Below are 25,057 nucleotides of genomic sequence, written 5' to 3'. Positions count from 1 at the left end.
CATGGGCTCACCATCTCCCTACCTGCCCGGTCTCGCCACTATTATGAAGATCGAAGAGCAGACGGCTATGGAAAAGCTGTTTATGGTTCGTCCTAATGATGGAAAGCCTCTGGGGCATAAGCCGGGACAGTTTGTCGAGGTTTCTGTATTTGGTGTGGGTGAATGTCCTATTTCGGTCTCTTCGGCGCCCAACAAAAAAACAGATTTTGAGATATGTGTGCGCCGGGCCGGCAATGTTACCAACGCCTTGCATAACCTGAAAGCGGGAGATGTTATCGGCATACGCGGCCCTTATGGTACGCACTTCCCGTTTGAGGATCTCAAAGGTAAAGACCTTCTGTTTGTGGCCGGGGGGCTGGGAATCGTGCCTTTGCGGTCTTTTATCAACTATGCCCTGGAAAGGCGAAGGGATTACGGCAGAATAATTATACTCTTCGGGGCGCGAACACCGGCCGACCGTCTTTTCAAGGCAGAGATTGCTTCCCTGGCAAGGCGTCCGGACCTTGAATACCTGGAGACCGTGGATGTAGGCGATGCCTCCTGGAAGGGCAATGTGGGGGTCATTACCACCCTTTTCCCGAAATTTACCATTGATCCTAAAAAGACGTATGCCATTATGGTCGGGCCGCCGGTGATGTATCGTTTTGCCATAGCCGCGGCCAGGGCCAAGGGCCTGGCCGATGATCATATCATCGTTTCCCTTGAGAGGAAGATGAAATGTGGGTTAGGCAAGTGCGGCCACTGTCAGATGGGTCCGGTTTATGTCTGTCAGGAGGGGCCGGTGTTTAATTTTGCGGCGATAAAGAATCTGGAGGAGGCCTTGTCATGAGCAAGCCAAGGGTGGCCATCTTTGATTTTGCCGGCTGCGAGGGCGATCAGTTGCAGATCGTCAACCTGGAAGAGGCTGTGCTGGATGTCCTGGGACAGGTGGAGATAGTCACCTGGCGTGAGGCCATGAAGGAGCAGAGCGACCATTATGACATTGCCCTGGTAGAAGGTTCTATCACCCGAAAGAGTGACGAAGAACGGATAAAAGCCATCCGGGGAAAGGCCGGAATACTGGTGGCCATAGGGGCTTGTGCTACTATCGGCGGGATTAATTGCATGAAGAATTTTCAAGATGAAAAATTCGTGCGGCGCTATGTCTATGGCGATAAGGCCCATTGGTATAATACTTATGCGGCCCGGCCGGTTTCAGCAGTAGTTTCGGTAGATGCCAATGTCCACGGTTGCCCGATAAACCGTGAGGAGTTTGTCCAGGTACTCAAGGCCCTGTTGCAGGGCAAGAAGCCTTTTATCCCCAATTATCCGATGTGTGTGGATTGTAAGAAGGCGGGAAATGTCTGTGTGCTTCTCAAGGGCCAGTTTTGTATGGGGCCGGTGACCAGGGCCGGCTGCGGGGCCTGTTGTATTACCGAGGGGGCCTATTGCTCGGGTTGCCGCGGCCTGGTAGATGACCCGAATATGGATGCCGCCCGCGCGCTGTTGGGGCGTTTTGGCATCTCCGCCGGTGAAGCACTCGGGCAAATAAGGCTTTACGATGGGTATCGGGAGGAGGCCAGATGAGCAAGTCTGCTAAACGGGAACTTCATATCCGGGTGGATCATTTAACGCGGGTGGAAGGGCATGGCAATATAGTAGTCAATGTCTCCAACGGCAAGATCGAGGATTGCCGCTGGGAGGTAGTGGAGGCCCCCCGGTTTTTCGAGGCCATGGTCAGAGGCCGGAAATGGTATGAGATGCACCACATTACCTGCCGCATCTGCGGAATATGTTCCATCGGGCATACCTTGGCCTCGCTCCAGGCCACGGAAGCGGCCTTGGGTATTGAGGTCTCGGAGCAGACAATGCTCCTTCGCAAACTGGCCCTCCATGCGGAAAACCTGCAGAGCCATATTCTCCATGTGGGCTATCTTGTTTTGCCGGACCTTATGGGGGTGGGTAGCGTTGTACCCCTGGCCGGATCGCATCCGGCTGAGTTGAAGACCGTTATTCGTATCCACCGGCTGTCCAACGTATTCAGCGACACGATTTGCGGACGCACCACGCATCCGCAACGACTGGTTCCGGGTGGATTTGTTAAGTATCCAAAGGTGGATGAGTTAAAGAAACTGCGTCAGGGGCTTACAGAGGCGCTTTCTGATCTGAAAGAAGTGGCCCGGTTAGTCTGTTTATTGGCGGAACGCTTTCCGGCATTTAGCCGGGAAACAGAGTTTATCGCCCTCAAGTCAGACCAGGAATATGCCATGTACCATGGCCAGGTAGGTTCAAGCGATGGGGGGACATGGGCGCCGGGCCAGTATAAAGAGGTAACTAACGAGTTTTGCGTTCCGCACTCCACGGCCAAATATACAAAACATAACCGCGATTCTTACATGGTGGGGGCCTTGGCCCGGTTCAATCTGAACTCCGACAGGCTTACCCCGGAAGCCAGGGCCGTGGCCGGGCTCTTTAAACTTAAGCCGGTTTGTTATAACAGCTTCATGAATAACGTGGCCCAGATCGTGGAGTGTGTACATTCTGTAGAGGATTCCATAAACATTATAGATAGAGTCCTCGGCCGGGGTCTGGCGCTGGAGGATATTCCACCTATCAAGGTGTGCGCCGGCCGCGGGGTGTCTGCCGTGGAAGTCCCACGCGGGATACTCTTCCATGATTACCAATACGATGACGCCGGGACATGTATCGGGGCCAATCTGATCATCCCAACCAACCAGAATCACAATAACATCTATCACGACCTGCAGGCCCTTTTACCTTCATTGCTGGGTAAGCCGGAGAAAGAGATAGAATTGGGGTTGGAGATGCTGGTCCGGGCCTATGACCCGTGTATTTCGTGTTCGGCACACTATCTTAAGGTGAAGTTTAAAAAATAGCTCTCAGCTTTCAGCAATCAGCGCTCAGCCACGAGCTTTCCAATTGCGGGTCCCATGTTATGGGTTAAAAACCTCCCACCTTGTAACGCACAACCCGAGATCTTTCCCCTGATCCCTGGATTCGGTATCCTGACGGCTGATAGCTGAAAGCTGACCGCTGATGGCTATATCATTCATACCGCAAGGCATCGATCGGGTTGAGGTGGGCGGCTTTGCGGGCCGGATAGAACCCAAAAAAGATCCCGACCATCGCAGAAAACGCGAAAGCCAGGAGCAAAGCCTGCCATGAAATGAGCACCGGCCAGTCCGACATGGCAGCCATGATCTCAGCTCCGGTCAATCCGAGGATGACACCGATTAACCCCCCGAGAAGACTCAGAACCAGGGATTCAATCAAGAACTGGGTCAGGATATCGCTTTCCTGTGCCCCCACCGCCATACGAATACCGATTTCCCTGGTGCGTTCAGTCACTGACACCAGCATGATATTCATGATACCGATACCACCGACTACGAGCGAAACCAGGGCGATAGACCCCAAAAGGAGCGACATAGTTTTGTATGCGGCCTGGGCTGCGGCCAGGATTTCAGAGAGATTGCGCACCGTGAAATCCCGGTCCGCGTCCTTTACGATCCGGTGTCGTTGGTCCAGCAGGTCCGTGATTTCTTTTTCGGTTTTGGCCATCACGTTCATATCCTTAGCCTGGACCATTATGACGCGGACTGTGCCCGGGATATGAGTCCCGAACAGTCTTTTCTGCGCGGTGGTGATGGGAACATAGATAGCATCGTCCTGGTCATCGCCGCGAGGGGACTGCCCCTTGACTGCGAGGACCCCAATGACCTGCATCGGCATCTTTTTGATCCGTACTATCTCGCCTATGGGATCGGCGCCACCGAAAAGATTGTTCACCACGGTCTGTCCAAGAAGAGCCACCTTTGCCGCTGCTTTTGTCTCTTGCTCCGTAAAAAAGCGGCCTGCTGTCAACGTCCAATCCCTGATTGCGAACATTGAAAGTGTCGTCCCGGTGACTCCTGTACTCCAGTTCTGGTTGCCGTAAACGGTCTGGGCTACTCCACCCCAAACAGGCGCTACCCGGGCTACGCTCGGACAGTTATGGACGATTGCCTCTGAGTCGGCCAGGGTCAAGGTGGAAACCGTGCCGGCCCCCATACGCACGCCGCCGGCCGTTGTAGTCCCCGGAATGACGATGAGCAAATTAGACCCTACGCTTTCAATCTGAGCAGTAATTTTGGCGCTGGCGCCGGAACCGATGGCCACCATTACCACGACTGCGGCCACGCCGATGATGATGCCAAGCATGGTGAGCAGCGACCGCATTTTGTTGGCCTTGAGGGCATTCAAGGCAATTCTCAGACTGGTTGAGATAAACATATTTTGGGTTACGAGTTAACTCCCTATTCTGGGTTCATTTGGTCTGTCTTCTATAATCCGTCCATCTCTGAATACTATATGCCTCCGCGTAAAGGCAGCGATGTCCGGTTCATGAGTTACTATAATAACTGTGATCCCCTGTTCACTGTTCAGCTGCCGGAAGACCCCCATTATTTCAACACTGGTCCGGGTATCAAGATTTCCCGTAGGCTCATCGGCCATGATAATGGAAGGGTTATTGACGAGGGCCCGGGCGATTGCTACCCGCTGCTGCTGGCCGCCGGACAACTGGTTGGAATGGTGGTGTTCGTGCCCGGAAAGACCTACGATTTCCAGGGCCTCAAGAGATTTCATGCGGCGTTCCTTTGCCGGAATGTTGCTGTAGATAAGAGGGAGTTCTACGTTTTCCAGTGCAGAGGTGCGACGCAGAAGGTTAAACCCCTGGAAGACAAAACCTATCCGGCGATTGCGAATGGTAGCCAGCTGTTTCGTGGAAAGGTTGCTGACGTCTTCCCCTTCCAGCAGGTATTGACCGCTTGTGGGCCGATCCAGGCACCCTAGGATATTCATGAAGGTTGATTTACCGGATCCAGAGTGCCCCATGATGGCCGTGAACTCTGCAGCGTCGATGGAAAGGCTGACATTGTCCAACGCCTTAACGGCTATATCGCCTAAGCGATATATCTTGGTCAGGTTTCGGGTATCGATCAGCGCCGTCATACGTCTTCTTAGAAGGGCCTGAACTGCGGAGACTTGTTCGCTTCAGACTTTTTTCCCGTAGAAAGCGTTTCTGTTGCCAGGAGGTCTCCTTCCGCAATGTTGCCCTTGAGGAGTTCTGCGTGTTGACTGTTTGCGATCCCAAGTTTGACGGCTACGGGCTCAAGACGGTTATCAGGATGTACCTTCCATACGAGAGGGCCTTTGGGAGTTTCCTGCACGCTTTTCTTGCGTTCTCCTTCTGCCGGCGTGAACCGCAGCGCCGCAGTGGGGATTTTGATGACGTTTGATCGCTCGTCAATCAGGATGGAAACATTGGCGGTCATTCCCGGTCTCAGCTTAAGAGAAGGGTTGTCCACGCTGACTATGACATCATAGGTCACTACGTTCTGCACCACTTGAGCCGCATTGCGTACCTGTAGCACCTTTCCCGCGAAGGTCTCGCCCGGATAAGCGTCAACGGTGAACGCCGCTCTTTGCCCAGGCTTCGTGACGCCGATATCGGCTTCATCGACGCTTGTATCCACCTGCATCTTGGTCAAATCCTTAGCAATGGTAAAGAGTACCGGCGCTTGAAAACTGGCAGCGACCGTTTGTCCCGCATCCACATTTCGAGACACCACGATGCCGTTTACGGGTGAGCGTATCGTCGTGTACCGCAAATTTGATTCCGCCAGGTTAAGGGCGGCCCTGGCCTGCGAAACGGCAGCTTCAGCGGCGTGAAAGGAGGCCGCGGCTGATTGGTAAGTGGTTTCAGCCGTGTCCACATCGCTCTGGGCAATCAGGTCATTTTTTATTAATTCGCGATAACGCTCGAATGTTCTCTTGGCATCGGTAACCTGTGCCTGTTTCTGCTCCAGATTGGCGAGGGCGCTCTTATGGTTTGCCCGGGCCTTCTCCACCTCGGCTTGAAAAACGGCGGGATCGATCTGGGCAATAATCTGGCCTTTTTCTACTCGAGAGTTGAAGTCAACGTAGATTTTTTCGATAGTGCCGGAGACCTGGCTTCCAACCGACACCAGAACAACCGGATTCACTGTTCCGCTGGCCAGGACGGTGGAGGCGATAGTCCCCCGTTTTACTTTTACTGTCTTGTATTCAACCTTATCTTTTTCGCCCTTCAAGGCATAAAAAATGCCCCCGATGGCTATAAGGAGGATTAGCAGGGCTATATAAAATCGCTTTTTTTTCATCTGAAAATCCCCCTGTGTCCCCCTTTTCCAAAGGGGGAATTGATAAGCCGCCATCTTTTTCCAAAGGGGAACTTAACATATCCCCCCTTTAATAAAGGGGGGTACGGGGGGATTATTCCCGTTGTCCTTTGTGTCGCTATGCGGCATGTCTGTTTCATAACTTTTCCACTTTCAAAAAGTTAAGCGTCCGGCCATCGTCTGCCGGTTTTTTAATTCGTGGTCTTAAGTGGCTGAACGCTGATCGCTGGCTGTCGAAGATTCGCCGGTATTGTGGCGAACTGACCGCTAAAAGTCAATCTCCCCACCGCCTTTAAGAGCGTTGCCACGGATACCTTGTGGTCATAAAGCGCCTGGATATGATCGACATTTGCTTTTGTATATAGTATCTGGGCGTCCATAAACTCAATGGCTGATCCAAGCCCTGCTTTATAGCGGCCTTCAGCCAGATCCAGATTTTCCCGGGCCTGAATCACATTGTTCTCCGTAGTCTGTATTAATTCTTCAGCCTCTTTTGTGGCCCAAAAGGCCTGTTCAACTTCCAGGCATACATTTTGTTCAAGGACTTCTTTTTCTGCCTGTATCTTTTGGAGTTGGGCACGCGCTTCGGCTACCTTGCCTTTTGTAGCAAAACCGGAAAAAATAGGAAAGGTTATAGTAGCCCCCAGATTCCAGTTTTTGTCCTTAGGGTATTCATCTCCTTCGAGGTTGTAAGCGGCGTTACCGCTAAGGCTCGGATAATATTCTCCCAAGGCAGATTCTAAGGTTGCCTTCTGGGAATTATATTGAGCATCCAGGGCCAGGGTATCCGGGCGGCTTTTAAGGGCCTCCCCGGTGACGGCGGCAAGCTCTTCATGGAAAGGGACAAATTGCAGGTTATCTTCCACTGTGTAATCTACAGAAGTTCTGATCCCCATAGCATTATTCAGAGAGGCCTTGGCGACCTTAAGGGCGTTTTCAGCCTTGATTTTATCCAGATGGCTATTGGCCAGGTCAACCTCGGCCTTCGTGACATCGATTTTTGCCCTGGTGCCTACCCGGTAGAAGGCCTGGGCCTGTTTGAGATGTTCTTCCCGCTGGCGTATTGTTTCTTCGGCTACGGACAGCAACTTTCGTGACTTAAGCAGGTTATAGTAGGCCTGTTCAACGTTAAGAATGACCGCTTGTATAACATCCAGCGCCTCATATTCGCTCATAGTGAGATTTTGACGGCTGGCCTCTATCTTTCCACCCGTTCGGCCAAAATCATAAAATAGTTGCGTAAGGTTAACTCCCGACGAATAATTACTGGTAGTTCCGCCTGCCGACATAAAGCGACCGGAAAATTCCGTATGTACACGGTCATAGGCGGAGTTCAAGCTTATCTGCGGCAAATAATCGGCCTTGGATTGAGTTACCCGGGCCTGGCCGGCCTCAACCGAACTACGCGCCGCTTTTAGAGTGGGCTGGTTTTTAAAGGCGATTTCAATACATTGCGTTAAGGCTAAGACATCTCCTTCTTTAAAGGGAGAGTCTCCCGCGGCATACACAGTCAATGGTAGGCAAAACGCAAGAAAGATTACAGGCCAGAGAATAGTAAGGATTTTTTCCCGGAACATGGTCTGGAATGATACTAGGAATTAAGTCAATTGGCAAGGAGAAGAAAATTGATGTCGTATATTCGCCGGAGGAGAAAAAAGCCCTGCCAAGTACTTGGCAGGGCTTCCAGGTTTTTATTCCCGAACTTCTCTCCACGAGACTATGGAGATGTCATCGGAGGCGAACTTATCTTTCAGTGCCGTATCAAAGTAAAACTGGCCTGAATTTTTTATGTCCACGGTTTTACCCCAGAGTATGCCATATACCTCCGAACTGTTTTTCATGTCGATATCGGCATAAGGGGCATAGACTGTGCCCTTGAAAGCACTGCCGTGTTTAAAGTCTATCTTGTCTGTTGAATTGGAGTAGATGGTGAAGTCCGGCGGCACTCCGGTGATATTGACAGCCGATCCATTTTTGGCATCCAGGCCCCCGGTTAAATAGATATTGACCGCTCCGGCTGTCGCATCGATGTTCAGTGTTGCTCCATTGTTAAGGTTGATATCAGTTACGTAGTAGTCTGCGCCCCCTGATTTCCCATACAATGTCATAGTATCGCCGTTACCCAGATTGATGGTATTGCCGGTGATTCCACCCCAGACATTATCATTGCTGCCGCTGCTGACGGCCGTAAATGTAGCGGCAAGATCGCCGCCTATCGCCCCGAGCGGGTCAGGATCGACCCGGTCCACATCTACTCCTTCCACGCCGGTGACGGTAGGACCGGGACTACCCATCGGCGTATAAATCCCTTCGGTGCCCAGTCCGTCGTCTCCAAGCGCCACATCACCGTCAATAATCGTGCCATTATGGCCCGTGACCAGTTTGTTGGAACCGATGTCCGCTTCACCGGTAGAGTCGGCTGGCGTCGGATTCGGGGTCACACGGGAGTCGTAGCTGTAAGCAGCTCCGGAGTTTTTCATATCTATTTCGTCATCTCCGAATATGCCATAGTCGAGTAAAGTCTCACGCTCTACAACGACTTCGATGGTGCTGCTCGTATTATTTGCGGCGTGGCCCGTAGCCCGAAAGCTGTAGTTGCTGGTGGTCCCCACCTGTGTGAGGGTGGTGATCGGATCGAACGAGAAGCCGGATGGCGCCGTATAGCTCACGGCTACCGAACTTCCGGTAAGAGAAAGAGTTTCTGCGGCGAGGCCGTTTTCGATGTTCTTGATTGCGTATTGAATGCCGGCCTCGGCATCATAAAACGCCTGTTTACTTAACTTATAATTTCCGCCGATCTTGATATCCGTGCTACTTATCACGATAGCGGTGGTTCCCAGGATAGTAAGAACCATCAAAAAAAGGAGCGCTGTAATTAGTACGATTCCTCTTTCATCTCTACAAAAGGCTCCGATTAGCTTTACTGTGTGAGGTTTTCGTATCATAGCTATTTGCATTTTTATCCCCTCGCCGGAAAGGTTTTTCACCTAACCTCTTTCCAGGATAATATGGAGACATTATCGGAAAGGTATTTATCTTTTAATGCTGTGTCAAAGTAGAATTCCCCTGAGTTTTTTATGTCTGAAGTATTGGCCCAGATAAGGCCGTATACATCCGAACTGTTTTTCATCTCGACGGAGGCATATGGCGCATAAACTGTGCCTTTAAAGGTACCTCCATGCCTAAATACAATACTATCCGTCGAATTGGAGTAAATAGTGAAGTCAGGTGGTACTCCGGTGATATTGATAGCCGATCCGTTTTTGGCATCTACTCCTCCGGCTAGATAAATATTGACCGGTCCGGCTGTCGCATCGATGTTCAGCGTTGCTCCGTTGTTAAGGGTGATATCAGTTACGTAGTAGTCTGCGCCCCCTGCCTTTCCATGCAATGTCATAGTGTCGCCGGTGTTCAGATAGATGGTATTACCGGTTATTCCACCCCAGGCATTATCATTGCTGCCGCTGCCGACGGTTGAAAATGTTGATGCCAAGTCACCACCGACAGCACCTAACGGATCCGGGTCCACCCGATCAACATCCACGCCGGCAGTGCCGGTGATTATGGGAACGCCATTCGGAATATAAACCCCTTCGGTGCCAAATCCATCATCCCCCAGTGCCACATCACCATCAACGTAAGTACTCATGTATGTATTGACTGCGACATTAGAACCGACATCCCCCTCACCGGTGGAGTCAGATGGCTGTGGGTTTGTAATTGTATTTGAGTTATAACTATAAACGCAGCCGGAGGCCTTCAGATCGACCAAGTCGTCCCCAAAAACACCATAATTAAAGACCGGCTCCTGTTTTATGACCACTTCAATAGTAGCCTTAGTGCTATTTGCAGAGTGACCGGTAGCCCGGAAGCTATAGTTATTATTAGTTCCTACTCGCGTAAGGGTGGTGATCGGATCAAAAGAGAAGCCGGACGGCGCCGTATAATTCACGGCTACTGAGCTTCCGGTAAGAGAAAGTGTCTCTGCGGCCAAGCCATTTTCGATGTTCTTGATCGCATATTGGATGCCACCCTCGGCATCATAAAGCGCCTGTTTACTTAACTTATAATTGCCGCCGATCTTGATATCCGTGCTGCTTATCACGATAGCGGTGGTTCCCAAGATAGTAAGAACCATCAAAAAAAGAAGCGCTGTGATAAGGGCAATACCCGTTTCATTTTTTATTATCTTGATTTTTCGTTCTGGAGTCATATTTCTTACCTCCTTATCAAAAGCTATTCAGCCACTAAGACACCAAGGCACGAAGATTTTATAAAATAATTCCGCTAACCCGTAAATTTTGCAGTCTAATTTATATTCCCCTTTGTGTCTTGGTGACTTTGTGGCTCCATTCTTTCCTCATCAATAGGACAGGTTTCTTGGAGTTATCAGAGAAGTCAAAGTACAGGTCCTGTACCCGCCATTGGTAGTATAATCAGGGTCTGGATTGGCAGTCCTGGCAGTTATAGTGAGCTCTATCTGGCGAATATCGGCCAGTACGGCAGTAGTATTGCCGGCGCTATCATAATAGGCAAAGGTAAGCGCTTGGATATTCTCCGCAACGGGTTGATTGCCGCCGCCGGTATCACGTCCGATTTTTTGTATACCGCTGGAAGTATAAAGTGAGTAGGTGATATTTTCGTCTGTACCGGTTGTATTTCCATCTCCATCGAGATCTTGGGTAAAGTTAATAGAGCCGGATGTAGCCGTAACAATGCTCGCATTTGCCGAACCACTTGGATCACATCCTGCCGTTCTTATCTCACGGGTCATTATGTCCATAGCCGCCCGTGCGTTTTGCTGCATTTCAGCAACCTGTTCCTGGACGCTGTAGGACTTATTTTGCATGATAAATAGACTGGATACGGCACTCAGGACGATTCCACTTATGGCTATGGCGATCAATAATTCGATGAGCGAGAAACCGGGTACTCTCTTCTGATCTTTTTGATTTATATCGAACATCATCAGGGCCTCTTATTCTGCCAGGATAGTTTTCAGAGCGACCGAATGGGCATCTGCGTCCCAGGAAACCGTAACGGTCACTGTTTTCATGCCGGTAGCCGGGGAGGCCGTAGCTACGCTTGCAACTCTTTTGTAAGCACTGTAACCAGTGATACTGCCGTAGTTTTCATTGGTTGAAGATACACTGGCATAACCCTGCCCTTGAATATCTTCCAGTTTTTCCTGGGCCAGGGTCGTGGCCGTGGTCATTTCGTTACTGAAGGCATTACCGTTCATCACTGTTGGGGCCAAAGTTGCTAAGCCCAACAATCCTATGGCCAGTACCAGCATGGCAATGAGGACCTCGATCAATGTAAAACCTTTTTTATTCTGTAAGTTGCATACCATAGAAATATCCATATTCTTTCCTCAATTTATCCTCACCCGGCCGGCGCTGCTAATGGTAATACTATGCGACCCGCTGGTATTGCTCAGAGTTATAGTAGCTAGGTTGCTGGCCGTGCCGTTCGGTTGGAATATTGGGTCATTGTTTGAGTTAAAGGTGACATCGTAATAATCTGTCTGAATGTCTTTTGTCTGTGTCGCCTCACCGGTATCAGCCGTGCCATCGTTATCATCATCGTCCAATATCATGTAGCTATGGTTGTCTAAAAAGAATACCTTGAGTTCATTATTTTGACTGACAGCCTGCATCCTTGCGGCTACCAAATCTCCCAAAACCTGTCTGGCCGCTCCGTTCAACCGATATTTCGGCATCTGTGCAATAATGCTGGGGACGGCTATGGCTGCCAGGATGGCCATCAAAGCCACCACTATCATCAATTCCGTCAGGGTAAAACCACGGTGATTCCCTGCCAGGTTCATTCTGTGCTTCCTCTTGGGCACTTTAATCCTCCTGAATATACCTGTTGGCAAGAAGCGTGCCTATTATTTCTTATCGGCGCGGCATGGTATAACTTAAAGAAATTGTTGAAAAAACAGCAGATAATGTGGAAGATGCGGACGGGACATAACCTTAAAAAGATTTACGTATATTAAAAAAAATTGGCGCAGATGAGGACATTAAGCAGCAGCAATCTTATATTCTTTCATTTTATAAAGCAGGGCCGGTAGGCTTACCTCCAGGATCTGGGCGGCCTGAGTGCGGTTTCCTTTCGTTTGTTCCAGGGCGCGCTTGATCAATGCCCGCTCCACGGACTTGGTGGCCTTTTTGATGGATGTTGCGCCTTCCAGGATTTCGTCGGGAAAGGTATCATGGCCTTTTTGTATAGAGGACGGGAAGTATTCCAACCCGATTATTTTGCTCTCTGTGAGCACCATGGCCCGCTCCACGACATTTTCCAATTCCCGCACATTGCCCCGCCATTCGTATTCCATGAGGCGATGCATGGCTTCCGGGGAAATTCCGTCGACATTGGTGCCCAAGCGTCTATTATACTTCTGGATAAAATGATCCACCAGCAAGGGAATATCTTCCCGCCTTTCCCGTAGCGGCGGCACGTGGATGGAAAGGACGTTAAGACGATAGAAAAGGTCATCCCGGAAGGTATTTTTTTCTACCTCCCTGGCCAGATCCCTGGCGGTGGCGGCAATAATCCGGACATCGACCTTTGTGGCCTGTGTGTCGCCGAGAGGGCGTATTTCTTCCTCTTGCAGGGCACGGAGCAGCTTGACCTGGAGGGACATGGGCAGCTCGCCCACCTCGTCCAGGAAAAGCGTTCCGCCATGGGCTTCTTCAAACAGGCCTTTTTTGGCCCGGTAAGCATCCGTAAAAGCGCCTTTTACATGCCCAAATAGCTCGCTTTCCAGGAGCGTTTCCGGTATGCCGCCACAGTTTATGGTAACAAGCGGTTTTCCACGCCGCACACTGTTATAGTGTATGGCCTTGGCAATTAACTCTTTTCCAGTGCCGCTTTCACCGAGTATGAGGACGGTTGTCTTGTAATCGGCAATCTTTTTGACCATATCAAATATCTGAAGCATAGCCGCAGACTTGGCTACGATGTTACTGAAAGAATAACTTTTCTCTACTTCTTCCTTAAGACGGGTATTTTCCCGCCTGAGTCGGGCACGCTCCTCCGCCTTTTTCAGGGTCAGGATGATTTCATTGGGTTTGAAGGGCTTGTCTATATAGTCATAAGCCCCGATTTTAATGGCTTCAATAGCCGTATCTACACTCCCGTAAGCCGACATGACTATAACTGTAGTGTCAAAATTTCGGGCTACGACTTCCTTTAAAAAGGATAGGCCGTCCATGCCTGACATGCAGATATCACATAAGACCTGGTCATAGCACTGTTCTTCCAGTTTCTTAAGGCCGGAAACCGCGTCCGGACACGTATCCACCGCATAGCCTTCTTTTTTAAGGATGGCCGTCAACACGTGCCGCATATTCTCTTCATCATCTATGACCAGAATACGATTTTTAGACATTAATTAAACCCTTCAACACAGCCACTAAGACACAAAGACGCCAATATCCTAATTTTCTTAATACCGACACCCTTTTCAGCAACAAATTCATATTCAGCCTTCGTGTCTTGGTGACTTTGTGGCTAAGTAGGTTATCCATTCCATACTTTTAAAATAAGGCTGAATTTCGTGCCCTTGCCTATGGCGCTTTCTACGGTTATCTTCCCGCCAAACGATTCCATGATACGCAAAGAGATCGCCAGACCCAGACCCGTGCCTTCTCCCTGTGGTTTTGTGGTGAAGAAGGGATCAAAGACCCTTGGGAGGTCTTCCGGTTTAATCCCGGTCCCGCTGTCTTCCACATCGATAACTATATATTCATCTAATAATCCCCCCTGCCCCCCTTTACTAAAGGGGGGTGTGGGGGGATTATTTTTCTTTTCGTCATTTTTAAGTATTTCCTTTAGCCCTGATTTGATGCGCAGGTCTCCACCGATAGGCATGGCGGCGGCGGCGTTGGCCAGGATATTGATAACGACCTGTTTTAACTGCTGGGCGTTAGCCCGGGCGAACGGCAGGTCTGGCTGTAGGTCAGCCTGGATACCGATATAACGCATGGTTTTCTGATGTGAAAGGAGGGAAAGACTGCCTTCGATAACTTCGTTAATAGACACCCTTTCGATCTTTTGGGGGGAGGGACGGGAGAAATCGAGCAGGTCGCGTATGATACCATTTATGCGCTGCAATTCCGAGGCGATACGACCTAGAAAATCCCGTTCTTCTTCCTCGCTGACTGCACGTTGTAACAGAAGTTCGACGTAACCTATGATGGCGGCCAATGGATTACCGATTTCATGGGCCACTCCGGCGGCTAACCGGCCTACCGAGGCCAGTTTTTCAGAACGGATTACCTCTTCCTGTACCTTATTAAGCTCACGATTGGCATTTTCCAGGGAGGCAATGTATTCCTTTATCTCTTTTTTTTGTTCACCTAGACGTTTATCCATACGGGCAAAGGCGTGGTAAAGTTTTCCGATCTCATTTTGTTGTTCAGAATGTATAAAGGGGCCGGGGTCTCCACTGCCTATGGTATCCACAAGTGAGGTTAGGCGTCTAATAGGCCGGACGACATCTCTGGAGATAAGAAGATAGCCGAAAAGGAAAATAAGCACAGCATCAAGAACAATGTAAAAGAAGGTCAACTTGTAGAGCTGCGCCATCTCCTGACGCAGGTCACCGAGTAGACTTTTGGCATATATAATACCCCAACGGCGGCCGTCTTTGAAGATGGGGAACACGGCAGCCAGGCGCAGGTCTCTCCTGAAAAAGGAGAAATTGTCTGCCCCTGTGAGGTTACAAACCGGCCTCTCAGCCGGGGCCTGAAGTCTTGCCTCGGCGGATAGAGGGGCCAATTTTATGGCTTCAAATGCCGCTTCTGCGACGATTACCCCGTCGCTTCTTACCAGGGCTATGTAGTCAAAACTGGACGGGCTGAGATAAGAACTGAGCAGGGATTGAACATCACCCGGTCCGTTTTCCCTTATGTCTGAATCTCTCGATAGCTGGTTGATTACGTTGGCAAGGTTCTGGACCAGAATGGCTGCGCTGTCTATCTTTTGCCGGGCGATGCTCCGTTCGGCCATCTTTACGGAAACAACGGCCACCAGGAACATCCCGGTCAGCAAGAGAAACACAAAGGTAAGGGCGATTTTGGTGCGGATACTTAGGCCGTATTTTTTCATCTTTTGCCGTAATTACTTAGCCACGAATGAACACGAAGCTGCACAAAAACAAAACCACCGTGGCATTCTCATAAACCTTTTCCAAAAACCCATAACAAAGTTTACGGTGTACTTCCATTGCTAAGCCAACAATTTTGTATGATAAATCTTTGTATAGAATCTTATTCGAGTTCATCGGTGTCAATTCGTGGCTAACAGAGGAGGCCCAGATACCATTGGGTTACCGCTTTTCCCCAGAAGAGATAAAGTATGGCTCCAATGGATAGAAAAGGTCCGAACGGGATGGCCATCTTGGCGTCCTTACCTGTTTTGAGCATGGCTATAATACCTACCACTGAGCCGAGGAGCGCGCTTACCAGGATGGTGAACGGCAGGGCCTGCCACCCCAGAAAGGCGCCGATCATGGCCAGAAGCTTGATATCCCCGCCGCCCATGCCTTCTCTTTTGGCCAGCATGAGATAGCCAAGGGCAATCAGGTAAAGAATGCCACCTCCCAGAACTATGCCGATGAGTGAATCCCTATAAGTAATATTCGGCAGAATGAGGGAAGAGATAAAGCCGGCTACGATGCCGGGGTAAGTAATAACATCGGGAATGATCTGGTGGTCGAAATCGATGAAGATGATGGCGATGAGGGCGGAGATAAAGATGAAATAGAATAGGCAGGCCCAGGATACGCCATATCGAAAGAAAATGGCCAGGGAGAGCAATCCGGTTACAAGTTCTACAAGCGGATAGCGGAGAGAGATGTGCGACCGGCAATAGCGGCATTTCCCGCATAGTAAGAGGTAGCTTAACACGGGGATATTGTCATACCACCGGAGAGGGTCGCCACATTTTGGACAAGCAGAGCCGGGTCTTACAATTGACCTACCCAACGGCAGGCGGTAGATGAGGACGTTCAGAAAACTACCGATGCAAAGACCGGCAGACAAGGCAAAGATTAGTTCGAGATAATGGTTCATAGGATTTGATTAGTCTTATCGGCTAACGTGCTTCTAGCCGTAAGCTAATTGAGAACATACCAGAGCAAACCAGAATTGCCTAAATAAAAAGGGCTGCCCGTTAAGACAGCCCTTTCCAGTTTTGGTGGGCAAAGCCCACCCTACATGGCTGCCCGTTAAGACAGCCCTTGTTCAATGACGCTTATTGGCTTAAGTGATAGTTTTCAACAACATCCCCAAGGTCATAGGTCATGAAAGCAGGAGGGCATCGACGGCCAATGCCCTAGCTGCTTTTGCCAGTCCTTCGTCAGCAGTAACCATGGTCAGCCCCTCGGAAGAGGCAACCGCCAGATGAAGGGCATCAAGAGTACGCAGCGAAGTATTAAATTGGCCCATCCAGTCTCTGGCCAATCGGTAGTGAAGGGGCTCAACGTAAAGTCTGGTGTAAAAAATCCCATCCAGGTGAGCTAGAAATTTTGCAGTAATCCGGCCGGCGTCGGTTCGATGCAGGCCTCCTTCGCGAACCTTTCTGGATATGGCCGAGAAAAGTTCTACTTCCGTGAGGAAACTGATAGCCGGCTGAGGGTGAGCGATTAGAAACTCTTCCGCCTTTTCGCTTAAAGGCTCCGGACAATAATACGCCACTAACACGCTCGTGTCTATATAAAACATTAATAGCGCTCCTCTCTCCTTTTACGGATTACCACTGTACTTAATGGCTTGCCGCTAAGTCGAATAGAAGAGCGAAAATCCTTTAATTTGGGTAAAACCTTGACCTCACCCTTAGGTGGAACAAGCCGGGCTACTTCCTTGCCGCGGCGTAAGATGATTACTTCCTTTCCTTCCTCTATTTGGTTTAGAAGTGAACTTAATTTGTTTCTGGCCTCCTTTGCATTGATCTTCATATGGAGCTCCTTATATTCGTCAAAAATGTACGTTTGTAATGTACACTTTGTTTAAGAAGATGTCTATTAAAAATGCAGGATGGGGCGCAAGGGGGGGGACGGACTATTTCAAGGCGCTAAAATGACAAAAAGGGCTGCCCGGTAAGACAGCCCTTTCCAGTTTTGGTGGGCAAAGCCCACCCTACGTGGCTTTTTTCAATGACGCCTCTTGCCTTAAGTGAAAGTTTTCAAGAACGTCCCCAATCTTCGCGCCTAAGGCGCTGCTGGCGTTAATACGCCATCCTGGGTAATTGTAGCCGTGTTAGTAGTAAGACCCCACCCTGCAGTCCCGGTCACCGTTATGGTGTAATTATCAACAGTAGTGAAGGCAACAGTGGGGGTAACGCCGGCAGATGGGGTATAGCCTGCAGCTTGCAGACCTGCAACGGTCATAGCCGCTAAATTAGGGTCATCGGCAATCATTGCCGCGGAAGCGGTAAAGGCATTCTTTGCATCACTATTTAACGTCGCGACATAGCCTCTTTTTCTATACTCGTTAAACTGCGGTATCGCGATCGCCGCCAGGATGCCGATGATGGCCACGACGATCATGAGTTCGATAAGCGTAAAACCTTTTTGATTTCTCTTCATTCTCATCTTTGCTAACATTTTTTGCCTCCTTGTTCTTGCTTAACTTGGATTTGATGATTTCGTAAAAGATTCTTTTCACCGCTGAGCACGCAGAGTCCGCAGAGAAAAACTGCAACCTATTTAATAATATATTATCTCAGCGTTCTCAGCGATCTTTCACGCCTTCGGCGTATCTGCGAGCGGTAAAACCCTACTTTTCATTCACCTCCCCTTCGTTGTTTAGAATTAATTCTTGGCTTTCAGCGGTCAGCGCTCAGCTATCAGCGGATTATATTGTTCCTTATCGGTCTTTATATGATTTCTTTAAATTTTTTTGCTTTTTATAGTAGCAATAGTAATGCCAATCTTGGCTATGGCCAAGATATAGACCTTAATAAATTAATGGCACAATATATTGTGGATTATTGTCCCGGATAGCGTACTAAGGATTGCGAGGATTAGCTGAAAGTGACAAATTTTGTCAATAGCTTGACAAATGTTGGCAAAGAACAGTGACGAGGGATGAGGGAAAAGGGCTGAGAGCTGAAGGCTGAAAACTGATGGCTATCACAGGCCGTATTTGCTCAGGCGATGCCGGAAGGAGCGGAAGCTGATGCCCAGGAGGCCGGCGGCCTTCTGCTTGGCGCCCCGGCTGATCTCAAGGGCCTTAAGGAGGATATCTCTTTCTGTCCTGGCTATGTATTTCTCGAGGTCGAAGCCATCTGACGGGATGGTCACAGGCGGTGTGCCGATCTTCGCTCCTTTGCCGTTGTTTATATTTATAAACGATAGGTCTTCCGCCTGAATAGCGCTGGAGGAGGCGAGAGCCACGCTTCTTTCGATAATGTTTTCGAGTTCACGTACATTTCCCGGAAAGTCATATTGCATCAGTATTTTTAAGGCTGCGGGCGATATTTTATCCACCTGCTTCCGCGTCTTATCTGAAAATCCCCCTGTATCCCCCTTTTCCAAAGGGGGAATTGATGGGACCCCGTTTTTCCCCAAAGGGGAACTTAACAGATCCCCCCCTTTAGTAAAGGGGGGTGAGGGGGGATTTTGTTCATTATTCTTCGTGTCTCTTTGAGATATGAGTGTTTCATTTGCATATTTTTTGAGGAAGTGCTGAAGCAAAAGTGGTATATCTTCTTTCCTTTCCCGGAGGGGCGGGACCCTTATCTGGATGACATTAAGCCGGTAAAAGAGGTCTTCGCGGAAATTTCCCGCCGCAACTTCCTGTTCCAGGTCCTTGTTCGTGGCCGATATTATGCGGATATCGACCGCAATATCTTCCGTCCCTCCCACCGGCCTGAATACCCTTTCCTGGAGTACGCGAAGGAGTTTTACCTGGAGGGCCGGAGAGAGTTCGGCTATCTCGTCCAAGAATATCGTCCCGCCGTCGGCTTCGGCAAAAAGCCCTTTTTGATCGCTTATAGCCCCGGTAAAGGCCCCTTTTTTATGCCCAAAAAGCTCGCTTTCGATGAGAGTCTCCGGTATGCCGCCGCAATTAATGGCCACAAAATTCTCTTTATTACGCGGGCTTTCAGCGTGAATAGCCCGGGCTACTAACTCCTTGCCGGTTCCACTCTCTCCATAAATCAGGACATTACTCCGGGTCCGGGCGACCTTTCTGATCATCTCATATACCTTCAGCATGGCCGGAGAGCTGCCTACCAGCTTCTCGTAGCGGTGATGTTTTCTTAATTCCTCCTTGAGGCGGTCATTTTCTTGTCGAAGCTGCCTTTTTTCCAGGGCCTTTTGGATGATTAACTTTATTTCCTCAACGTTAAACGGCTTGGGGATGTAGTCATAAGCCCCCTGCTTCATAGCCGTAACGGCTGTTTCCGTGGTGGCATAAGCGGAGATCATAATCACTATCGTCTCCGGGCTTATTTCTTTGACCCTTTTCAGGACCTCAATCCCATCCATGCCCGGCATGCGGATGTCGGTGATAACCAGATCGTAAAAGCTTTTCTGGGCGAGAGAGACGGCCTCCCGGCCATTTGGGACACACTCGGCCTGATAGCCTTCGCTATCCAGCATGAGCTTGAAGAACTCACGCATGCTCAGTTCATCATCGACTACCAATATCCGGGCGCAGGGTCTCATAAAAAGATATTTTCACCACAGAGGCACAGAGGGCGCAAAGAAAACATTTTTAATTTGTAACACTTTAGGTGTTTGAAAAGAGCTAGTTGTCCAGAAAACGGCACCTCAAAAATCCCCCTTAATCCCCCTTTTTCTTCGCCCCGGCGAATCCGCCCGAGTGCGGAAAAGGGGGAAGTGTTTCTCCTCCCTTTGGAAAAGGGAGGTTGGGAGGGATTTTAAAATACTCTTTCAAACGGCTAAACTGATACTTTAATTTTTATCTTTTAAGCCTATCTTTCTCTGTGTCTCTGCGGTGAAAGGAATTTTAATCGAGATCATCAAAGACGATCCTACCATTTATTATCGTCATTACGGCCGTGCCCTTTAATTCCCAGCCATGGAAGGGTGAGTTTTTGCTGATGGACTGGAATTTTTGGACATCGACGATAAATTTGCGGTCAGGATCAATGACGGTGAGGTCGGCCCTTTGGCCGATCTTGATGGAAGGAACCTCAATTCGCAGAATACGGGCCGGATTGGTGGAGAGCTTGGCGACAGCCTCGGGAAGGGAAAGATGACCGGCATGGACGAGTTTCAGGGTCAACGGGAGAATGGTTTCTAGACCTACGATGCCGTTGGCCGCCATATTAAATTCCACATCTTTTTCCAGCGTGCTGTGCGGGGCGTGGTCAGAGGCAATGGCGTCTATGGTCCCATCTTTGAGACCCTCGATAACGGCGGCTGCGTCCTCTTTCGTTCTGAGGGGAGGGTTCATCTTGGCGTTGGTGTCGTAGCCTGCTACGGCCTCCTCGGTCAAAGAGAAATAATGCGGGGCGGTTTCCGCGGTGACGTTGACCCCGGAGGCCTTGGCCTGTCTTATCAAATCGACCGAGCCCCTGGCGCTTACATGGGCGATGTGGACTGAGCCACCGGTAAGAGCGGCCAACCTGATTTCCCGGAAGATCATGACTTCTTCAGCCACGGCCGGGATGCCGGGTAATCCAAGCTGTGTGGATACAGCCCCCTCATTCATTACCCCGCCTGAACAAAGCGTCAGGTCTTCGCAGTGTGAGATCACCGGTAAGTCGAAGTTTCGGGCATATTCCAGGGCCCGGCGCATGAGTTCGCCATTCATGACGGGCCGGCCATCATCTGTAACTGCCGTTATCCCGGCGGTTTTCATATCACCGAATTCGGCCAGGGTTTCTCCCTGAAGCCCTTTGCTGATAGCCCCGATGGGATAGACGGTGGCCAGCCCGGCCTCCTGCGCCTTTTGCAGGATATATTCGGTTACGGATTTATTGTCATTGACCGGTTTGGTATTGGGCATACAGGCTATGGCCGTGAACCCGCCGGAGACCGCGGCCAGACATCCCGTGGCTATGGTTTCTTTATATTCCTCACCCGGTTCGCGCAGGTGGGTGTGCATATCTATGAGGCCGGGGGTGACGATTTTCCCGGCAAGGTCGATTACCCTGGCGGCAGCCGGTATGGGTTCTTTGCCCTGTGGTGTTATGAAAGCTATTTTGCCGTTACGGATGTATATATCATAGAGTACTTTCGTTTTAATTAAGACAGGCGTCTCGTTCGCCCCGGTGAATCTGCCTATGGCACGACCTGTCAGATCAGAGGGATCGACTATCCTTGCACCTTTCAGATATAGATTCATTGACTCTCACCTGAAAATCCCCCTGTATCCCCCTTTTCCAAAGGGGGAATGTAGGGGATCCCCTTTTCCTTCGCCCCGGCGAATCCGCCTGAGTGCGGAAAAGGGGGAATTGATGGGACCCCGTCTTTCCCAAAAGGGGGGTTTAACGTATCCCCCCCTTTACTAAAGGGGGGTGAGGGGGGATTATTTTCATCTTTCTTTGTGTCGCCATGCGACATGCGTGTTTCGCTCCCCAGGAGAAGATAAAGGAGGGCCATGCGTACGGCTACACCATTTGTCACCTGATCAAGAATTACAGAATAAGGGCCGTCAGCTAGTTCTGGGCTTATTTCTACACCGCGATTAATGGGGCCGGGATGCATAACTATAACATCCGGTGCGGCTGAGGCCAGATGTTTCGTATTAAGCCCGAAATAGGTGGCATATTCACGGATGGAAGGGAAGTTGAGCTTGTTCTGCCGTTCCAGTTGAATGCGTAAGACCATGATCACGTCCGCACCCTGCAAGGCTTTTTTTATACTCAGAGTAACTTTGGCTCCCAGTTTTTCTATATAAGGCGGTATCATAGTTGCCGGGCCGCTCACTACAACATTTGCTCCCATTTTTGTAAAGCCGAGGATATTGGAATGCGCTACCCGGCTGTGTGCAATGTCCCCGATTATGGCCAGTTTAAGGCCGTTAATTCCCCCCTTTTTTTCGCGTACCGTGAGTAAATCCAGAAGGGCCTGAGTGGGGTGCTCATGCGCGCCATCGCCGGCGTTGATGACCGAGGCCCGAACATGTCTGCTTAGAAGGTGGGGAGCGCCTGATAATGAGTGGCGCAAGACGATTACATCGGGTTGCATAGCCTCTAAGTTCCGGGCAGTGTCGATTAAGGTCTCCCCCTTTACCACGCTGCTGGTTGAGGCGGAAATGCTCAGGGTATCGGCGCTTAGTCTTTTTGCAGCTATTTCAAAAGAGGCCCGGGTGCGGGTACTGGGTTCAAAGAAGAGGTTAATTACTGTCTTGCCGCGTAAGGTGGGCACCTTTTTGATAGAGCGAGTAGAGATTTCCTTAAAAGATTCTGCGGTGTCCAGAATATAGGTGATCTGGTCCGGGCTTAAGCCGGCGATGTCCAGGATATGTTTTATCGTAAATGGTTTTTCTTTCATCAGTCCGTATTCAAAAAAAAGCCTCCTTCCTCAGAGAGTAAGGAGGCCGGGCGCCCCATAGTTAAATAGACCTCTTGGTGGTATCTTCATTACTTTCCCTGTTAGACCTGTTCGGTAATTTATCATCACCTTTTTACATGAGTCAAGCACTAAATTAGCTCTCAGCTTTCAGCAGTCAGCGATCAGCTATGGATTTTTTGTTTACTAAAGTCGCTCAGACTGCTATCTTCCCGAAGGAAGACACAGGAATTTCTATTTTGGACGCAGATGAACACAGGTTACCAGGATATTAAATCAAAAATTTCTGCGGATAGCGGCGAAAATCTGCGTCCAAATTAATCTAAGATAGCCATTATGCGCGTCATTATCGTTCTTTTTATCTTATTATTACCGATGGTGCCTACCTTCCTGGCGATCAGGGATGTTGTTCATAGACCTTTCGATGACCCGCAAAAAAAGATGATCTGGCTTTTGATCATCATTTTTTTGCCGGTACTGGGCGGGTTAATATATTTCGCATTTAAGAAGTTCAGGAAAATCGCCGATAAAATTGGTTGACAGTAAAAATCCTTTTATTGTAGAAGATGCTATAATGTCATTGGTCAATGGGCATTAGTCATTAGTCGGCAGTTCTCTTGAGTTTCGCAAAGTCTCTTTGGTATCTTTTACTGGTGACAAATGACTATTGACTGATGACGCTTATCATAAAAGGGGAAGTTCATGGAGCGAACAGGCCAATGGGTAATACTGTTTTTTATATGGATGACGTTATGTTCTTTAAGTATCGCAGAAGCAGAAGAAATAATAGCGGCTAACCTTTCTCCATTACCCGCGGGTTCTTCTGCCGAAGCAGAAGGGAATTGTAGCAAAGGCGGGTTTCCCGGATATCTTTCTAACGAAGTTTCAATTGACATTCCTATCACAATTAATGGCCGGGTAGAATACTTCCTTAATTATTTTCAAACTGAAAAAAGAAGGGTGTTTCGCAATTGGCTGGCGCGTTCCACACGCTATGTGCCACGCATGCGCGAAATACTACGCGAAAATGGGCTGCCGGAAGATTTAGTATATCTGGCCATGATTGAGAGCGGTTTCAATGTAAGCGCTTATTCACCTGCACAGGCCTGTGGTCCCTGGCAATTCATAGAGGGGACAGCCCGGCGTTATGGTCTTGAGGTCAACTCCTGGCTGGACGAGCGACGTGATCCTGAGAAGGCAACCAGGGCCGCGGCAAATTATCTTAGGGATCTTTATCAGGAATTTGGCTGCTGGTACCTGGCTGCGGCGGGATATAATGCAGGCGAGAACAAGGTTCGTCGGGGGATCAGCACCTATGAGACTACTGACTTTTGGGAAATGTGCGATTACGACCTGTTCGCAAGGGAAACCAGGGATTATGTCCCCCAGATGATAGCCGCGACTATTATAGCCAGGAACCCGGAGAAGTATGGATTTACGGATGTGGAATACCAGCAGCCTGTTCCCTGTGCGAAGGTGACTGTCCCACCTCAAACGGATTTAAGGGCCGCAGCCCTGGCCAGTGGAGTGGATTATCATATTCTTAAGGAATTCAATCCTGCGCTCAGACGCGACTGTACCCCGCCTGGTGAGTCCTATTTGCTCAATATCCCAAAAAGCGCCGCGCAATTCTTCGAGGATAATTTTGACCGGGTTAAGACGATTGTTAAGACCTGTTATCACCGGTACGTAGTTAAAAAGGGAGATACCTTGGCCAGGATAGCTCAACAGTTTGGCACTTCGAAAAAAACTCTGGCCAGTGCGAATAAAATAAAGATAAAAGGGAAACGTTCTATAAAAAAAGGCAAGGTGCTGCGAATCCCTTATCAGGTCAGGGAATATGCACTTGCTCCCCAGAAACAGCAACCCAAGGTCAAAGTTGCCTCTTTTGATATACACGAGGGTGAGAAATCAACCGGGCAGAAAGAGCATACTTACACCGTAGCGAAAGGAGACACCCTTTACAGTGTTGCCAGGCGGTTTGGTGTAAGCGTAAAGGCTCTTTGTGGTCAAAATGACCTGGCAGAAGATGCAAAACTTAGGGCCGGCCGTACACTTCTTGTTGACGCCTCGGAATATAAACAAGATCGGGTCGCAGATGCGCCGGGGCGCGATATAATAAAACCTAAAACTTCAAAGAAGATCCTGGCGGCCCGGTCCGGCAAGGGTAAGAAGATTTATGCCGGTAAGCCAAAGGCAAGATACCATAGAGTGCGCAGAGGGGATACCCTGTGGAATATCGCCCAGAAATATAACGTTACCCCGGCCAACATTCGCATATGGAACAATATGCAGAGGGATACCCTTTTACCAGGAACAAGACTTAAGGTTCGGGCAAGCACTGCTACGTAAGCTC

General features: G+C 49.6%; 21 protein-coding genes and 2 pseudogenes. 5 read left to right on the top strand and 18 right to left on the bottom strand.

Features of this window, described 5'->3' with window-relative positions:
• The first annotated feature begins 1 nt into the window (after position 1).
• The 3 genes from PHT49_07170 to PHT49_07160 are packed head-to-tail and all read left to right on the top strand — an operon-like array spanning position 2 to position 2,876.
• A complete protein-coding gene (locus PHT49_07170) occupies positions 2-829 on the top strand; it encodes an FAD/NAD(P)-binding protein (protein MDD5451658.1) in 828 nt (275 codons plus the stop codon).
• Positions 826-1,566: a hypothetical protein gene (locus PHT49_07165; protein MDD5451657.1), complete on the top strand. Its 741-nt coding sequence runs from the start codon at positions 826-828 to the stop codon at positions 1,564-1,566. The genes PHT49_07170 and PHT49_07165 overlap by 4 nt, the downstream gene beginning before the upstream one ends.
• Positions 1,563-2,876 (top strand): Ni/Fe hydrogenase subunit alpha, encoded by a 1,314-nt coding sequence (locus PHT49_07160; GenBank protein MDD5451656.1) that lies wholly within the window; start codon positions 1,563-1,565, stop codon positions 2,874-2,876. Before PHT49_07165 ends, PHT49_07160 begins: the two co-directional genes overlap by 4 nt.
• A gap of 169 nt (positions 2,877-3,045) precedes the next feature.
• Here the strand turns inward: PHT49_07160 and PHT49_07155 are convergent, their stop codons facing one another.
• From PHT49_07155 to PHT49_07070, 18 genes and pseudogenes are all read right to left on the bottom strand, one after another.
• Positions 3,046-4,272 carry an ABC transporter permease gene (locus PHT49_07155; protein ID MDD5451655.1) on the bottom strand — a complete coding sequence of 409 codons (1,227 nt, stop codon included), beginning with the start codon at positions 4,270-4,272 and terminating at the stop codon, positions 3,046-3,048.
• 15 nt (positions 4,273-4,287) lie between these two features.
• The gene (locus PHT49_07150) at positions 4,288-4,992 is read right to left on the bottom strand and encodes an ABC transporter ATP-binding protein (GenBank protein MDD5451654.1); all 705 of its coding nucleotides are present in this window, start codon (positions 4,990-4,992) and stop codon (positions 4,288-4,290) included.
• An 8-nt stretch (positions 4,993-5,000) separates the two neighbouring features.
• Complete coding sequence (locus tag PHT49_07145) at positions 5,001-6,182, bottom strand: efflux RND transporter periplasmic adaptor subunit (protein ID MDD5451653.1); 1,182 nt, start codon at positions 6,180-6,182, stop codon at positions 5,001-5,003.
• A gap of 209 nt (positions 6,183-6,391) precedes the next feature.
• Positions 6,392-7,777 (bottom strand): TolC family protein, encoded by a 1,386-nt coding sequence (locus PHT49_07140; GenBank protein MDD5451652.1) that lies wholly within the window; start codon positions 7,775-7,777, stop codon positions 6,392-6,394.
• Positions 7,778-7,891: 114 nt separating this feature from the next.
• Positions 7,892-9,157 carry a pilus assembly PilX N-terminal domain-containing protein gene (locus tag PHT49_07135; GenBank protein MDD5451651.1) on the bottom strand — a complete coding sequence of 422 codons (1,266 nt, stop codon included), beginning with the start codon at positions 9,155-9,157 and terminating at the stop codon, positions 7,892-7,894.
• A 26-nt stretch (positions 9,158-9,183) separates the two neighbouring features.
• Positions 9,184-10,413: a pilus assembly PilX N-terminal domain-containing protein gene (locus tag PHT49_07130; protein ID MDD5451650.1), complete on the bottom strand. Its 1,230-nt coding sequence runs from the start codon at positions 10,411-10,413 to the stop codon at positions 9,184-9,186.
• 150 nt (positions 10,414-10,563) lie between these two features.
• Positions 10,564-11,166, bottom strand: a complete 603-nt coding sequence (locus PHT49_07125; protein ID MDD5451649.1) for a prepilin-type N-terminal cleavage/methylation domain-containing protein — start codon at positions 11,164-11,166, stop codon at positions 10,564-10,566.
• A 12-nt stretch (positions 11,167-11,178) separates the two neighbouring features.
• Positions 11,179-11,565 (bottom strand): type IV pilus modification protein PilV, encoded by a 387-nt coding sequence (gene pilV, locus PHT49_07120; GenBank protein MDD5451648.1) that lies wholly within the window; start codon positions 11,563-11,565, stop codon positions 11,179-11,181.
• Between the two features lie 9 nt (positions 11,566-11,574).
• Complete coding sequence (locus PHT49_07115; GenBank protein MDD5451647.1) at positions 11,575-12,051, bottom strand: GspH/FimT family pseudopilin; 477 nt, start codon at positions 12,049-12,051, stop codon at positions 11,575-11,577.
• 177 nt (positions 12,052-12,228) lie between these two features.
• Positions 12,229-13,599 carry a sigma-54 dependent transcriptional regulator gene (locus tag PHT49_07110; protein MDD5451646.1) on the bottom strand — a complete coding sequence of 457 codons (1,371 nt, stop codon included), beginning with the start codon at positions 13,597-13,599 and terminating at the stop codon, positions 12,229-12,231.
• A gap of 131 nt (positions 13,600-13,730) precedes the next feature.
• Complete coding sequence (locus PHT49_07105; protein MDD5451645.1) at positions 13,731-15,320, bottom strand: ATP-binding protein; 1,590 nt, start codon at positions 15,318-15,320, stop codon at positions 13,731-13,733.
• Between the two features lie 191 nt (positions 15,321-15,511).
• A complete protein-coding gene (locus PHT49_07100) occupies positions 15,512-16,285 on the bottom strand; it encodes a prepilin peptidase (GenBank protein MDD5451644.1) in 774 nt (257 codons plus the stop codon).
• 228 nt (positions 16,286-16,513) lie between these two features.
• Entirely contained in the window at positions 16,514-16,936 is a 423-nt protein-coding gene (locus PHT49_07095; protein MDD5451643.1) for a type II toxin-antitoxin system VapC family toxin, read from the bottom strand.
• Positions 16,936-17,169, bottom strand: coding sequence for a type II toxin-antitoxin system prevent-host-death family antitoxin (locus tag PHT49_07090; protein ID MDD5451642.1), 234 nt, complete (start codon positions 17,167-17,169; stop codon positions 16,936-16,938). Before PHT49_07090 ends, PHT49_07095 begins: the two co-directional genes overlap by 1 nt.
• A 537-nt stretch (positions 17,170-17,706) precedes the next feature.
• Positions 17,707-17,799, bottom strand: a pseudogene (locus PHT49_07085) (prepilin-type N-terminal cleavage/methylation domain-containing protein).
• 546 nt (positions 17,800-18,345) lie between these two features.
• Positions 18,346-19,884, bottom strand: coding sequence for a sigma-54 dependent transcriptional regulator (locus tag PHT49_07080; protein ID MDD5451641.1), 1,539 nt, complete (start codon positions 19,882-19,884; stop codon positions 18,346-18,348).
• A 304-nt stretch (positions 19,885-20,188) separates the two neighbouring features.
• Positions 20,189-21,532, bottom strand: coding sequence for a dihydroorotase (locus tag PHT49_07075; protein ID MDD5451640.1), 1,344 nt, complete (start codon positions 21,530-21,532; stop codon positions 20,189-20,191).
• A gap of 209 nt (positions 21,533-21,741) precedes the next feature.
• Positions 21,742-22,683: pseudogene (locus PHT49_07070) on the bottom strand (aspartate carbamoyltransferase catalytic subunit).
• 354 nt (positions 22,684-23,037) lie between these two features.
• Between PHT49_07070 and PHT49_07065 the strand changes: the two are divergent.
• Together PHT49_07065 and PHT49_07060 are read left to right on the top strand one after the other, a co-directional pair.
• A complete protein-coding gene (locus PHT49_07065; protein ID MDD5451639.1) occupies positions 23,038-23,241 on the top strand; it encodes a PLD nuclease N-terminal domain-containing protein in 204 nt (67 codons plus the stop codon).
• Positions 23,242-23,403: 162 nt separating this feature from the next.
• Entirely contained in the window at positions 23,404-25,053 is a 1,650-nt protein-coding gene (locus PHT49_07060) for a LysM peptidoglycan-binding domain-containing protein (protein ID MDD5451638.1), read from the top strand.
• The last annotated feature ends 4 nt before the right edge of the window (positions 25,054-25,057 follow it).

Source organism: Desulfovibrionales bacterium (genome assembly GCA_028715605.1).
GTDB lineage: Bacteria > Desulfobacterota > QYQD01 > QYQD01 > QYQD01 > QYQD01.
Note: the sequence above shows the minus strand (reverse complement) of the source record. Positions and strands in the feature narration are given on the sequence as shown.